At 61.7% G+C, this 13,118-nt stretch carries 11 protein-coding genes; 2 read left to right on the top strand and 9 right to left on the bottom strand.

Annotation, left to right across the window (positions count from 1 at the left end; all coding sequences use genetic code 11):
• Positions 1-60: 60 nt before the first annotated feature.
• The 8 genes from yjfF to AC1D1X_RS04970 form a co-directional block, all read right to left on the bottom strand.
• Positions 61-1,098 carry a galactofuranose ABC transporter, permease protein YjfF gene (gene yjfF, locus AC1D1X_RS05005; protein WP_477670688.1) on the bottom strand — a complete coding sequence of 346 codons (1,038 nt, stop codon included), beginning with the start codon at positions 1,096-1,098 and terminating at the stop codon, positions 61-63.
• Complete coding sequence (locus tag AC1D1X_RS05000; RefSeq protein WP_477670687.1) at positions 1,095-2,150, bottom strand: ABC transporter permease; 1,056 nt, start codon at positions 2,148-2,150, stop codon at positions 1,095-1,097. Before AC1D1X_RS05000 ends, yjfF begins: the two co-directional genes overlap by 4 nt.
• Entirely contained in the window at positions 2,143-3,681 is a 1,539-nt protein-coding gene (locus AC1D1X_RS04995) for a sugar ABC transporter ATP-binding protein (RefSeq protein WP_477697918.1), read from the bottom strand. The genes AC1D1X_RS05000 and AC1D1X_RS04995 overlap by 8 nt, the downstream gene beginning before the upstream one ends.
• Positions 3,682-3,736: 55 nt before the next feature.
• Positions 3,737-4,954: a multiple monosaccharide ABC transporter permease gene (mmsB, locus tag AC1D1X_RS04990; RefSeq protein WP_457282345.1), complete on the bottom strand. Its 1,218-nt coding sequence runs from the start codon at positions 4,952-4,954 to the stop codon at positions 3,737-3,739.
• A 1-nt stretch (position 4,955) separates the two neighbouring features.
• Entirely contained in the window at positions 4,956-6,527 is a 1,572-nt protein-coding gene (gene mmsA, locus AC1D1X_RS04985) for a multiple monosaccharide ABC transporter ATP-binding protein (RefSeq protein ID WP_477670685.1), read from the bottom strand.
• A 63-nt stretch (positions 6,528-6,590) separates the two neighbouring features.
• Entirely contained in the window at positions 6,591-7,661 is a 1,071-nt protein-coding gene (gene chvE, locus AC1D1X_RS04980; RefSeq protein WP_457282346.1) for a multiple monosaccharide ABC transporter substrate-binding protein, read from the bottom strand.
• A 65-nt stretch (positions 7,662-7,726) separates the two neighbouring features.
• Positions 7,727-8,692 (bottom strand): ABC transporter substrate-binding protein, encoded by a 966-nt coding sequence (locus tag AC1D1X_RS04975; RefSeq protein ID WP_477670684.1) that lies wholly within the window; start codon positions 8,690-8,692, stop codon positions 7,727-7,729.
• A 53-nt stretch (positions 8,693-8,745) separates the two neighbouring features.
• Positions 8,746-10,197, bottom strand: a complete 1,452-nt coding sequence (locus AC1D1X_RS04970; RefSeq protein ID WP_477670683.1) for an aldehyde dehydrogenase family protein — start codon at positions 10,195-10,197, stop codon at positions 8,746-8,748.
• A gap of 110 nt (positions 10,198-10,307) precedes the next feature.
• Here AC1D1X_RS04970 and AC1D1X_RS04965 point away from each other — a divergent pair, with 110 nt between their 5' ends.
• Positions 10,308-11,267, top strand: a complete 960-nt coding sequence (locus AC1D1X_RS04965; RefSeq protein WP_477670682.1) for a LysR family transcriptional regulator — start codon at positions 10,308-10,310, stop codon at positions 11,265-11,267.
• Positions 11,268-11,444: 177 nt separating this feature from the next.
• Here AC1D1X_RS04965 and AC1D1X_RS04960 read toward each other — a convergent pair whose 3' ends face one another.
• A complete protein-coding gene (locus AC1D1X_RS04960) occupies positions 11,445-12,230 on the bottom strand; it encodes an SDR family NAD(P)-dependent oxidoreductase (protein ID WP_477666913.1) in 786 nt (261 codons plus the stop codon).
• Positions 12,231-12,400: 170 nt separating this feature from the next.
• Here AC1D1X_RS04960 and AC1D1X_RS04955 point away from each other — a divergent pair.
• The coding region (locus AC1D1X_RS04955) for an SMP-30/gluconolactonase/LRE family protein (protein WP_477697919.1) at positions 12,401-13,118 on the top strand (718 nt) is incomplete at its 3' end.

Here is a 13,118-nt window from a genome sequence, read left to right as displayed (position 1 = left end):
CCACTCGGTGGAACGTAGTTTTCGTTTGGTGCTTGTCATGATGGTCTGGCCATTAAGGTTTCAGGAAGATTTGGGTGTGCGATTTGCCAGCAGCCGTTGCAGGAGGCAAAAAACAAACAGCAACACGCCGACGACAATGCGCGTCCACCAGGAACTCAAAGAGCCGTCAAAAGAGATCAGGGTCTGGATGATGCCGAGCATCAACACCCCGAACAGGGTGCCGGCCACATAACCCACGCCGCCGCTGAGCAAGGTGCCGCCGATCACCACGGCGGCAATGGCGTCAAGCTCCATGCCGGTGGCGTGCAAGCCGTAGCCCGAAAGCATGTAGAAGGTGAAGACCACACCGGCCAGCGCCGAGCAAAAGCCCGATAGCGTGTAAACCCCCACCAGCGTGCGGCGCACCGGCAAGCCCATCAGCAGTGCCGATTGCTCGTTGCCGCCGACGGCATACACCGCTCGGCCAAAGGGAGTGCAGTGTGCAATGAACACCGCCGCCAGCAGCACCGCAATGGCGATCACGGCACTGATTGAGAGGGAGGCGTCTTCCCACAAGGGGATGCGCAGCTGCGAGACCTCCGAGTAAAACTCGTTGGTGATGCTGATGGAGTCGACACTAATCAGGTAGCACAGGCCGCGCGCCAGAAACATGCCGGCCAGCGTCACGATGAAAGGCTGCAGGCGAAAACGCTCAATCAGAAAACCCATGAAGGCGCCGAACGCCGTGCCCATAAGGAGCACCAGCGGAATCACCGCAGCTGGACTCCAGCCATGGTGCTCCACCAGCGCGGCAGACACCATGGTGGTCAGCGCCACCACGGAGCCGACGGACAGGTCGATACCGCCCGACAGGATGACAAACGTCATGCCCACGGCGATGATGACCAGAAAGGCGTTGTCGATCAGCAGGTTGAGGAACACCTGAGCCGAAAAGAACCCGCTGTAGAGCACCGAACCCATGGTCGCCATGGCGATGAAGAGCGATATGGTGGCCGCCAGCGGCAGGTATTTGGGATTAAAACCCGAAGCCGGCGCAGCAGGTGCCCGTTGGCTGGCGGCGGCCTCCTCTACGGGAGGCTGGGTGACGATTGTGCTCATGGCCGCATTCCCCGCGCGGCCGGCCGCCGCATCCAGATACCGATCTCGGCCCGGAATTCAGCCGATTGCAGCAGCATGACCACAAATACCACCACAGCTTTGACCACCAGATTGATCTCGGGCGGCACACCCAGCGAGTAGATGGCGTAAGTCAGGGTCTGGATGATCAGCGCACCGATGACACTGCCCACGAGGCTGAAACGCCCACCGGTGAGGGCGGTACCGCCCAGCGTCACGGCCAGGATGGCATCCAGCTCAAGCAACTGGCCCGCATTGTTGCCGTCGGCGCTTTTGACGTTGGAGCTGATCAACAAGCCCGCGATGCCCGCGCAGAAGCCGCAGAAGGCATAGGCCGCAACCATCAGACGCCGGGCCTGCACACCGGCAACGCGTGCCGCAGTCGGGTTGATGCCCACAGCCTGGATGAACAGCCCGAGGGCCGTGCGCGTCACCGCCAGATATAGCAGCGCAAAGACTACGGCCACGATAAAAAGCGAGAACGGCAAGCCCAGCAGGTAGCCACTGCCCAGGAAGAAGAACGGCGCGTAATAGATGGTGATGATCTGCCCGCCGGTGATCAGCTGCGCGATGCCCCGGCCTGCCACCATGAGGATCAGTGTGGCGATGATCGGTTGCATGCCCACCCTGGCGACCAGCAGCCCGTTCCACAGCCCGCACAGCAGCGCGACGGCCAATGCCGCCAGAATTGCCAGCGGCATCGGGAAACGGCTCACGCTCCCTGCCACCGACCCGCCAATCATCCAGGCGGCCACCGCGGCAGCAATGGCCACCACGGCGCCCACGGAAATGTCGATGCCGCGGGTGGCGATCACCAACGTCATGCCGAGCGACACCAGCACCAGCGGCGCGGCACGGTTGAGAATATCGATCAGGCTGCCGTACAAATGACCGTCACGCCACTCGACGTGCAGGAAACTGGCGTTAAACGCTGTGTTCACAGCCAGCAGCAGGAACAGCGTGATGAGCGGCCAGGCCAGGCGGTGCCTCATGGCAGTGGCCAGAGGCGAGGGGTGGTGTTTCTCTTCAGGCATGTTCAGCTGCAATCAGTTCATAGACGGTGTCTTCGCTGCTGCCTGCCGGCAACTCACCCACCTTGCGGCGGTCACGCAGCACCACAATGCGATGCGCCACGCGAACCACTTCGCTCATTTCGGAAGAGATGAAAATCACGGCCATACCGGCTTCTGCCAGGCGCAGGATCTGCTCCATGATTTCCTGCTTGGCGGCCACGTCGATACCGCGCGTGGGTTCATCCAGGATCAGCAGGCGCGGTTCGGTCGCGAGCCAGCGCGCGATCATGGCTTTTTGCTGGTTACCGCCTGACAGCAGGCCGATGGGCGTGTCCACACTTGCGGTCTTGATACCCATCGCCTGGACAAAGCGTTCGGCCAGCGCGGTTTGCTCGGCCCGCGACAAAAACCGGCGCATGCCCATGCGGGCTTGCAGCGCCAGCGCAATGTTTTCACGGACCGACAGCTCGGCCACGATGCCGTCGGTCTTGCGCTCTTCCGGGCACAGCGCCAGGYCGTGGCGGATCGCATCCGCCGGGCTGGAAAAAGTGACCGTCTGGCCGTCGATCCTGAGCACACCGCGGTCGGGTGCCTCCAGGCCGAACAACAACCGCGCCAGCTCCGTGCGCCCCGCCCCCAGCAAGCCGGCCAGGCCCACCACCTCGCCGGCACGCACGCGCAGATCCACAGCTTGCAGTTGACCGGCCTGGCCGAGGCCTTCGGCTTGCAGAAGTGCCGGCACGGCATCGTCAAACGCCTGAGGTATCGCGGTAACGGCAGATTGGGCGGCCAGCTCCCGGCCGAGCATGGCCGCTATCAATGCCTGCGGTCCCAGCTCGCTGGCCCGCCACTCGCCTACCCAGGTGCCGTTGCGCAGCACGGTGATGCGGTCTGACACCGCGTAGACCTGGTTCAGGAAATGGGTCACAAAAACGATGGCGAGCCCCTCGTCGCGCAAGCGGCGCAACACCCCAAAGAGTTTTTGGACTTCGTCATCATCCAGACTGGAAGTCGGCTCGTCAAGGATAAGGACTTTCGATTCGATGCTGATGGCGCGCGCGATGGCAACCAGCTGCTGCACCGCGACCGGGTAGCTGGACAACAGGCGCGTGACGTCAATATCCAGGCCGACACGCGCGACCAGCTCGCGGGCGCGGCGATTCAGCGCGGCCCAGTCGATGCGGTATCCCTGCGAAATGCCGCGCCGCGGATAGCGGCCCGCGAAGATGTTTTCCGCCACGGAGAGGTTGGGGCAAAGATTGACTTCCTGGTAGACCGTGCTGATGCCCAGACGCTGTGCGGCCAGGGGAGAGCCCGGCCACACCGGTTTGCCGGCCAGCTGCATCTGGCCGCCGCTGGCTTCAAGCACCCCGGTCAAAACCTTGATCAGGGTGGACTTGCCCGCACCGTTTTGCCCCATCAAGGCATGGATTTCACCGGGATACAGGCGCAAACGCACGTCGCGTAATGCGTCAATGCCCGCAAACTGTTTGTGGATGCCCGCGAGTTCCAGTACGGGGACGATGTCAGTGGCGGTAGTGGCCAGGGTCATAGAACAAGTTCCGTGCTGTGTGCTGCGGTATTTGTCTTCGAAACGGCCGGGCGGCTCATGCCTTGTTCTTGTTGTAGACGTCGACAAACACGGCGGCCAGCAACACCACGCCCTTGATGACCTGCTGGTAGTCGATGCCGATGCCCAGGATGGACATGCCGTTGTTCATCACGCCCATCACAAACGCACCGATCACCGCGCCCATGACCTTGCCGACACCGCCCGAGGCCGAGGCCCCGCCGATGAAACAGGCGGCGATGACGTCGAGCTCAAAGCCCAGGCCGGCCTTGGGCGTCGCGGTATTCAGGCGCGCGGCGAACACCAGGCCCGCCAGCGCCGCCAGCACGCCCATGTTCACGAAGGTATAGAAGGCCAGGCGCTCGGTCTTGATGCCCGACAGCTTGGCGGCCTTTTCGTTGCCGCCCAGCGCATAGACGCGCCGCCCGATGGTGGTGCGACCCGTTATGAAGTGGAACAGGAAAATCAGCGCGGCCATCACGATCAGCACATTCGGCAGACCCCTGTAGGAAGCCAGCAGGTAGCTGAAATAGATCAGGAGCGCCGAGAACATCGCCGTTTTGACGAAGAAAATGGCGGCGGGCTCGGCCTGGATGCCGTGCTTGAGCTGCTTGGCCCGCGCGCGTATGCCGGCCACGGCGAGCACGGCGGCCAGCGCCACGCCCAGCAGCAGCGAAGTCATGCGCAGGCCTTCGCTGCTCAGCAGGTCGGGCATGAAACCCGAGCTGAGCATCTGGAATGAATCGGGGAAGGGGCCGACCGACTGGCCTTGCAGCAGCGCCAACGCCAGCCCCTTGAACACCAGCATGCCGGCCAGCGTGACGATAAAAGAAGGGATGCGGAAGAACGCGACAAACCAGCCCTGAACCCCGCCTATCAGCGCGCCGCAGAGCAGGCACACCAGCGAGGCCGGCACGAAATGCCAGCCGTACTCCACCATCAGCACGGCCGCCAGCGCGCCGATGAAGCCGCACACCGAACCGACCGACAGGTCGATATGCCCGGCCACGATCACCATCAGCATGCCCAGCGCCATGATGACGATGTAGCTGTTCTGCAGGACCAGATTGGTGAGGTTGAGGGGCTGCATGAGCGTGCCCTCGGTCATGTACTGGAAGAAGCCCATGATGGCCACCAGCGTGATCAGCATGCCGTACTCGCGGAAGTTGTGCTTCAGGTAGTCGAGCGGCGATTTGCCGCTGGCAGCGGCGGTTTTTGCCGCAATCGCTGTGGCGTTGGAGGACTCGTTGTTCATTTCAGCTTGCTTTCATGATCGCGCGCATGATCTTTTCCTGGGAGGCTTCGGCCGTCGGCATCTCGGCGATGAAGCGGCCTTCGTTCATGACGTAGATGCGGTCCGTCATGCCCAGCAATTCGGGCATTTCCGAGGAAATCATGATGATGCATTTCCCTTCTGCCGCGAGCTGGGCCATCAGGGTGTAAATCTCGTACTTGGCGCCCACGTCGATGCCGCGCGTGGGCTCGTCGAGGATGAGGACTTCGGGGCTGGTGAACAGCCATTTCCCGAGCACCACTTTCTGCTGGTTCCCGCCCGAGAGGTTGAGGACTCTCTGGCCAACGCTTGAGCACCGGATGCGGAGCTTTTCCCGGTAGCTCTGCGCGACCTGGTATTCGCGGCCGCTGTCGATGACGGAGGCACTTGAAACGCCCTTGAGGTTGGCCAGCGACACATTGAACTGGATGTCTTCGTTCAATATCAGCCCGTTGCCCTTGCGGTCTTCGGTCACATAGGCCAGACCATGGCGAACGGCTTTCTCTACCGTGCCGACATCAACAGGCTGGCCGTTCAGAAGAACCTGGCCGCTGATGCGGCGCCCCCACGAACGGCCGAAGATGCTCATGGCAAGCTCTGTGCGCCCCGCCCCCATCAGTCCGGCAATGCCGACGATTTCACCGCGCCGCACCTGCAGGCTGACACCTTTGATGAATTTCCTGTCCGTGTGCAGCGGGTGGTAGACGTTCCAGTCGCGCACTTCAAACACGGTCTCGCCAATTTGCGGCTGGCGCGGCGGATATCGGTCAGCCATCTCACGGCCCACCATGCCGCGAATGACGCGATCCTCGCTGATGGCTTCGGCACGGCAGTCCAGTGTTTCGACGGTGCTGCCGTCGCGCAGGATGGTGATCGCGTCCGCCACGCGTGAAATTTCGTTGAGCTTGTGTGAAATAAGGATGCAGGTGATGCCCTGCCCCTTGAGTTCCAGCAACAGGTCCAGCAAGGCCTGGCTGTCGTTTTCGTTGAGGCTCGCCGTCGGCTCATCGAGGATCAGCAACTTGACCTGCCTCGACAGGGCCTTGGCAATTTCCACCAGTTGCTGCTTGCCCACGCCGATGTCCGTGATCAGCGTGGCGGGTGATTCCTTGAGGCCCACTTTTTTCAGCAGGGCCTGTGTCTTGCTATGCGCAGCCATCCAGTCGATCACGCCGCGCTGTGCGGTCTCGTTGCCAAGGAAAATGTTCTCGGCAATGGATAGCAGCGGCACCAGCGCCAGCTCCTGGTGGATGATGATGACGCCCAGCTGCTCGCTGTCGTGGATGCCGAGGAACTGGCGCTCCTGGCCTTCGTAGACGATGTCCCCACTGTAGGAGCCGTGCGGATAGACCCCCGAGAGCACTTTCATCAAGGTCGATTTTCCGGCGCCGTTTTCACCGACGATGGCATGAATCTCACCCGCGCGCACGCGCAGGTTGACCTTGTTCAGCGCGACCACCCCTGGGAAGGTTTTGCGGATGTCGCGCATCTCGAGAATCGTTTCCAATGCCTGTCCTTTGGTACAAAAATCGCTCCGCAGGTGATTGACACCCATGGGCGTAAACAGTCCCGCGCCTCCCCGGCACGGGACCGTCGTGCTTTCACCCTTCAGCCGGGGTTACTTGATTTGTGACTCTTTGTAGTAACCGCTGCCAATCAGAACCTGGTTCCAGTTAGAGGCATCCACAGCCACCGGCTTGAGCAGGTAAGAGGGCACCACTTTCACGCCGTTGTTGTAGGTCTTGGTGTCATTGATCTCGGGCTGCTTGCCCGAGAGGGTGGCGTCCACCATGTTGGCCGTTACCTTGGCCAGCTCGCGCGTGTCCTTGAAGACCGTCGAGTACTGCTCGCCTTTCAGGATGGACTTCACCGAAGGAATTTCGGCGTCCTGCCCACTGACCACCGGGCAAGGCTGCTGCGCCGTGCAGTAGCCGACGCCTTTGAGCGAGGACAAAATGCCGATGGACAGGCCGTCATATGGCGACAGGACCGCGTGGACCTTTTCCTTGCCGTAGTAGGCCGAGAGCAGGTTGTCCATGCGTGCCTGGGCGACCGCACCGTCCCAGCGCAGCGTGCCGACCTTGTTCATGCCCATCTGCTTGCTGCGCACCACCAGCTTGCCGCTGTCGATGTAGGGCTTGAGCACGCTCATGGCGCCGTCGTAGAAGAAAAATGCATTGTTGTCGTCCGGGGAACCGCCGAAGAGTTCAATGTTGAAAGGGCCCTTGCCCTGCTTCAGGCCCAGCTTGTCGACGATGGAAGTGGCCTGCAGCACGCCAACCTGGAAGTTGTCGAAGGTGGCGTAGTAATCCACGTTCTTCGAACCCTTGATCAGACGGTCATAGGCGATGACCTTGACACCCTTGTCGGCCGCGTTCTGCAACGCCTTGGACAGTGTGGTGCCGTCGATGGAGGCGATCACCAGCACCTTCGCGCCCTTGGTGATCATGTTCTCGATCTGGGCAAGCTGGTTCGGGATGTCGTCATCAGCATATTGCAGGTCGGTTTTGTAGCCGCGCTCCTTGAGCACCTTGACCATGTTGTCGCCGTCGGCGATCCAGCGGGCAGAGGATTTGGTGGGCATCGAAATGCCGATGCTGCCTTTGTCTTGCGCCTGGACTGACGGTGCAATACCGAGGGTTCCCAGCACGAGGCCGGCGAGCAGGGTCTGGAGAAATGTACGTTTCATGAAATAGTTTCCTTCTGGAGGTTTGAAAGAGCGCCCCAGTATCGGGGCGCCGGCCCGGATGCTGATCAGTATTTACGCTTGGGGAATTCCTTGGCGGCTACTTCCATCGGAAAAATACCCTCTTCGGTAACGATACGTTTCTGAACGGACTTGCCGGCCTTGATGTCCTTGACTGCCGCCATCAGCTGCGGGCCCAGCAAGGGGCTGCACTCCACGGAGACATTGAGCTTGCCGGCCATCATGGCTTCGAAAGCGCCCTTGACGGCATCGATCGAGATGATGGTGATGTCCTTTGCCGGCTTCATGCCAGCCTCTTCAATCGCCTGGATCGCACCGATAGCCATGTCGTCGTTGTGCGCGAAAAGCACATTGATCTTCTTGCCTTCGGCCTTGAGGAAGGCTTCCATCACCTCCTTGCCCTTGGCCCGGGTGAAATCACCCGTCTGCGAGCGAATGATCTTGAACTTCGGGTCGGCCTTGATGATTTCTTCAAATCCTTTTTTGCGGTCAATCGCCGGCGCGGAACCCACGGTTCCCTGCAACTCAACGATGTTGACCTGGCCGCTTGTGCCCTTCATTTTTTCGACAAGCCAGCGGCCTGCCTTGCGGCCTTCCTCCACAAAGTCCGAGCCCATGAAGGAAACATACAGCGAGGTGTCTTTGACGTTCACGGAGCGGTCAGTCAGCACCACCGGAATTTTGGCGGCCTTGGCTTCACGCAAAACGGTTTCCCAGCCCGACTCGACCACGGGCGAGAACGCGATCACGTCAACCTTTTGGGCAATGAAGGAGCGGATCGCCTTGATCTGGTTTTCCTGCTTCTGCTGGGCATCGGAGAATTTGAGTTCGATGCCGGCGTCCTTGGCGGCCGATTTGATGGATTCGGTATTGGCGGTGCGCCATTCGCTCTCCGCGCCGACCTGGCTAAAGCCCAGCACGATGGGCTTTTGTGCCCATGCTGAAACCGGCAACAGGCCGGCAAGGGGGGCGCAGGCGAGTGCGACAGTGAGGGTGCGGCGATGGATCTTCATTTTGTCTCCTTGGTTGAAATGGAACTGAAAGCTCTCTGGTGATCTTCAATGGCTCAGGCTAGCACGTAACCGGTCTTGACGGTGGTGTAGAACTCGGCAGCGTAGCGGCCTTGTTCGCGTGAGCCGTAACTCGACCCCTTGCGCCCGCCGAACGGAACGTGGAAGTCGACACCCGCAGTAGGCAGGTTCACCATGGTCATGCCGACTTCTGCATGACGCTTGAAATGCATGGCGTGCTTGAGGGAAGTCGTGCAGATGCCTGCACAGAGGCCGAAGGGTGTGTCGTTGGCCAGGGCCAGCGCGTGTTCAAAGTCATCGGCCTGCAACACACATGCTATCGGCCCAAAAATCTCTTCGCGCGCAATGCGGTGTTCCGGCCGGGCCAGGAAGAGCGCCGGATTCATGTAATGCCCCGGTGTCGGGCGCTCCAGCAATTCGCCGCCCCAGACATGCTCGGCACCTTCGTTGCGCCCTATGTCCAGATACGACTGGTTCTGTTCGAGCTGGCTGCGATCAACCACCGGGCCCATTTCGATACCCCGCTCCAGCGCGTGGCCCACCTTGAGCCCGGCAATGCGGTGGCGCAGGCGCGCAACGAATGCATCGTGTACGGGCGCTTCCACGATGAGCCTGCTTGACGCGGTGCAGCGCTGGCCGGTCGAAAAGTACGAGCCTTGCACGGCGCATTCGACGGCCTGGTCAAGATCGGCATCAGCCAGTATCACCAGCGGATTTTTGCCACCCATTTCAAGCTGCACCTTGGCGCGGCGCGCGGAAGCCGACTGAAGGATGCGTTCGCCGGTTGTCACCGAGCCCGTGAAACTCAGCGCATTGACCAGGGGATGGTCGACCAGCGTTTGCCCGACTTCCCGGCCGCTTCCCATGACAAGGTTGAAGACGCCCGCAGGCAGCCCGCAGCGGCTGATGATTTCGGCCAGAGCCCAACCGCAGGTGGGCACCAGCTCGGCCGGTTTGAAAATCACCGTGTTCCCATAGGCCAGTGCCGGCGCGATTTTCCAGGCCGGAATCGCCAGCGGGAAATTCCATGGTGCGATGATTCCCACCACGCCGACAGGTTCACGCGTCACGTCGACCTGAATGCCGGGCCGGACCGATGCCATGGTCTCCCCCTGAACACGCAATGCTTCGCCTGCGAAAAACTTGAATATCTGGCCGGCCCGTGCCGCTTCGCCCACGCCTTCGGGCAAGGTTTTTCCTTCTTCCCGTGACAGCAGCATGCCCAGCTCATCTTTTCGCGCCAGGATCTCGCTGCCGATCTGGTCAAGTACATCAGCCCGGCGTTGCGGCGTGCTGTGACTCCAGTGCGGCAATGCCTCGGCTGCGGCCCGGATCGCAAGTTCGGTCTGGTTGCGGTCGGCACGTGCGTACTCGCTGACCACCTCCCGGGTATCCGAGGGGTTGGTGCTGGTGCCCGTGGTGGTGCCGGTTTCCCAGCGCCCATTGATATAGTGCCGGGCGTTTTGTTGCAGTTCGCCAAATTTCATGAGAGTGAGAGCCTCGTCTTCATAGCGCTGCAGTCTAGAATTAATTTTGATATCAATCCAATTGTTTTTTTGACAAAATAGATATCGTTCTACGCATTCTGGAAAACCCGATGAGCACCTACAACCACTGGTTCATACGCGCACGGCTCAAGACAAGGCAATTGCTGTTACTGGTTGCACTGGCCGAAGAAGGCAATATTCATCGCGCAGCGCAGGTTCTCAGCATGACCCAGCCGGCGGCGTCCAAGTTGCTCAAGGATCTGGAAGATGTTCTGGAGGTACAGCTTTTTGAGCGCTTGCCCCGGGGCATGCGGCCAACCTGGTATGGCGAAACCATGATCCGGCATGCGCGCATGGCACTGGCCAGCCTGAACCAGGCACATGACGAGCTGACCGCACTCAAAACCGGCCACTTCGGCCAGGTCGGCATCGGCGCCATCACGTCGCCGGGCCTGGCCTTGTTGCCGTCTGCGGTGGCCGTGGTCAAACAGGAGCACCCGAGCCTGCGCATTTCGCTGGATATCGAAACCAGCCCGGTGCTGCTGGAGCGGCTGGAGCAGGGCAAGCTCGACATCCTCGTGGCACGCCTCTTTGCCGAACACGACAAGACCAATTTGCGCTATGAGCCCCTGGTCGAGGAGCCGGTGTGCGCCATGGCGAGGCCGGGACATCCACTGCTGGGTGTGTCTGGCCTCACCCTGCGCGACGTGGTGGCCGCCGCCTGGATTGTGCCGCCCGCGGGCAGCGTCCTGCGGCACCGGTTCGAGCTGATGTTCCGCGAGGATGGGCTTGCTCCACCCATCAACGTGGTGGAGTCTTCAGCCCTGCTTTTCATCACGCGCATGCTGCAGCAAAGCGACATGGTGGCCGTGGTCGCGGCCGATGTGGCGCGGTATTACGCCGCGCACGGTATCGTCTCGGTACTGCCGCTGGACATGCCCTGCCACATGGACGCCTTCGGCATCATCACCCGCACCGACCGGCTGCCATCGCCAGCCGCCAAGGTCATGATGAAAGCGCTGAAGACAGCGAGCCTGACACTCTATGGCCGCAGGCTGGAGATGGACTAAAAGTCTTCGCGACTCAGGCCAAGGACACCGCGGAACCGGCTTTGCCGGGCCGCCAGTGTCGCCCCCTGAGGGGCTGAGAGCCGCGGCTCCAAGCCTGCCCGCGCAGGCTTGGACGGCTCCGAAGAGCCGTCGCGTCTGGCGGCGGTACGGGGCGCCGAAGGCGCCCCGGGGGGATTGTTAAACCCAGCCGGCATCCACCGTGAACTCCTGCGCTGTGCACATGGCGGCGTCATCGGATGCCAGGAACAGCACCATGCGCGCGATGTCGTGGGGCAGCAGCTTGTCGGGCAGGCATTGGTTGCGCTGGAGTTCCTTCTCGCCTTCGGCATCCAGCCAGAGCTTGATCTGCCGCTCGGTCATGACCCAGCCCGGCGACACGGTGTTGATGCGGATGCGGTCCCGGCCCAGCGTTTTCGCGAGGCCGCGCGTCAGGCCGTTCACCGAAGATTTGGCGATGGCATAACAAGGGTAGCCTGCGCCCTTGCCTTGCCAGCCGGTGGAGCCCAGGTTGATGATGGAGCCGGCGCCGAGGCGCTGCATGCCCGGCACCACCGACTGGATTGCAAAGAAGGCGGGCCGTTCATTGATCGCGATGCGGTCGTCGTAGTAGGCGGGCGTTACAGACTCCAGGCTGTGGCGGTCATCGCTGGCAACATTGTTGACCAGCACCGAAAAGTCGCCCAGCGCGCTTGCTGCGTCGGTGATTGCCGACTGCAGCGCGGCCACGTCCCGCACATCGCAGGCGCGCCACCATGGGCGGGCGTGCCCCGCATCTGCCAGCTCCTGCGCAAGCGCTTCACTGGCCTCCTTCGCGACATCGATGAAGGCAACGCGCGCGCCCTGCTGCGCAAAGGCTGTCACGATGGCGGCGCCTATGCCGCTGCCTCCGCCGGTGACAAATACCGACCGCTTGTTCAGGCTGGGAAAGACGGAGAGGGTCTCGCTTGCGGGAGCGGCACGCATGGGGGCAGAGCTGGAAATGTTTGACATTGCAAGTTGTGTATCAATTAATATAAAAAGAATAAGTTTCCAACATCACTATGCATTGATATCATCCACCGCGTCAAGAGGCCACCGCACAGCCCCGCAATACGGAGACATTAGTGACATTGATTCCAGACACCCCCGCGGGCATGCATCAGCAGCGGCCGGCCATGCCGGTCCCCGGCAAGGTGCATTGCGTCCATCCGGCGGGCGCCCTGCTGGGTGAGGGTACCTTGTGGTCGCCGCGGGAGCAATCCCTGTATTGGGTGGACATTCTTGGCTGCCGCCTGCACCGCTTTCACCCCGCCACCGGCGCGCGCAGCAGCTGGGCCTTTGACGAGGAAATTTCCGCGCTGGCCGAGCGGGCGCATGCGCCCGGTCTGATCGTGACCCTGCGGCGCGGCTTCGCGCTGTTTGACCCCGCTTTGGGCGGCGAACCACACTACCTGCACCAACCCGAGGCTACGTTGCCGGGCAATCGCTTCAACGATGGCAAGTGCGATGCGCAAGGCCGCTTTTGGGCGGGGACGATGGACTTTGACTGCGTGGCCCCCACCGGCGCGCTGTATCGCTATGACCCTGATGGCCGCTGCACGCGCCATGAAGAAGGTTTTGCGGTGACCAACGGCCCCACCTGGTCCGCCGACGGTCGCACCCTGTATTTCAACGATACAGTCAATGGCCGCATCCATGCGTATGACTTCGACAGCGCGGCGGGAACCTTGTCAGGCAAGCGCCTGTGGCTGGCTTTTGCGGCCGGCGACGGCGTACCCGACGGCATGACCACCGACGCCGCCGGCCGCCTGTGGATTGCCCATTGGGGCGGTGCCTGCATCAGCTGCCATGACCCGGTCACTGCACAGGAGC

It is taken from the genome of Polaromonas sp. P1_G4, from assembly GCF_056405475.1.
Note: the sequence above shows the minus strand (reverse complement) of the source record. Positions and strands in the feature narration are given on the sequence as shown.

Coding starts and splice junctions, on each gene's coding strand:
- yjfF (WP_477670688.1), bottom strand. CDS start 1,098: ATGAGCACAATCGTCACCCAGCCTCCCGTAGAGGAGGCCGCCGCCAGC.
- AC1D1X_RS05000 (WP_477670687.1), bottom strand. CDS start 2,150: ATGCCTGAAGAGAAACACCACCCCTCGCCTCTGGCCACTGCCATGAGG.
- mmsB (WP_457282345.1), bottom strand. CDS start 4,954: ATGAACAACGAGTCCTCCAACGCCACAGCGATTGCGGCAAAAACCGCC.
- mmsA (WP_477670685.1), bottom strand. CDS start 6,527: ATGGGTGTCAATCACCTGCGGAGCGATTTTTGTACCAAAGGACAGGCA.
- chvE (WP_457282346.1), bottom strand. CDS start 7,661: ATGAAACGTACATTTCTCCAGACCCTGCTCGCCGGCCTCGTGCTGGGA.
- AC1D1X_RS04975 (WP_477670684.1), bottom strand. CDS start 8,692: ATGAAGATCCATCGCCGCACCCTCACTGTCGCACTCGCCTGCGCCCCC.
- AC1D1X_RS04970 (WP_477670683.1), bottom strand. CDS start 10,197: ATGAAATTTGGCGAACTGCAACAAAACGCCCGGCACTATATCAATGGG.
- AC1D1X_RS04965 (WP_477670682.1), top strand. CDS start 10,308: ATGAGCACCTACAACCACTGGTTCATACGCGCACGGCTCAAGACAAGG.
- AC1D1X_RS04960 (WP_477666913.1), bottom strand. CDS start 12,230: ATGCGTGCCGCTCCCGCAAGCGAGACCCTCTCCGTCTTTCCCAGCCTG.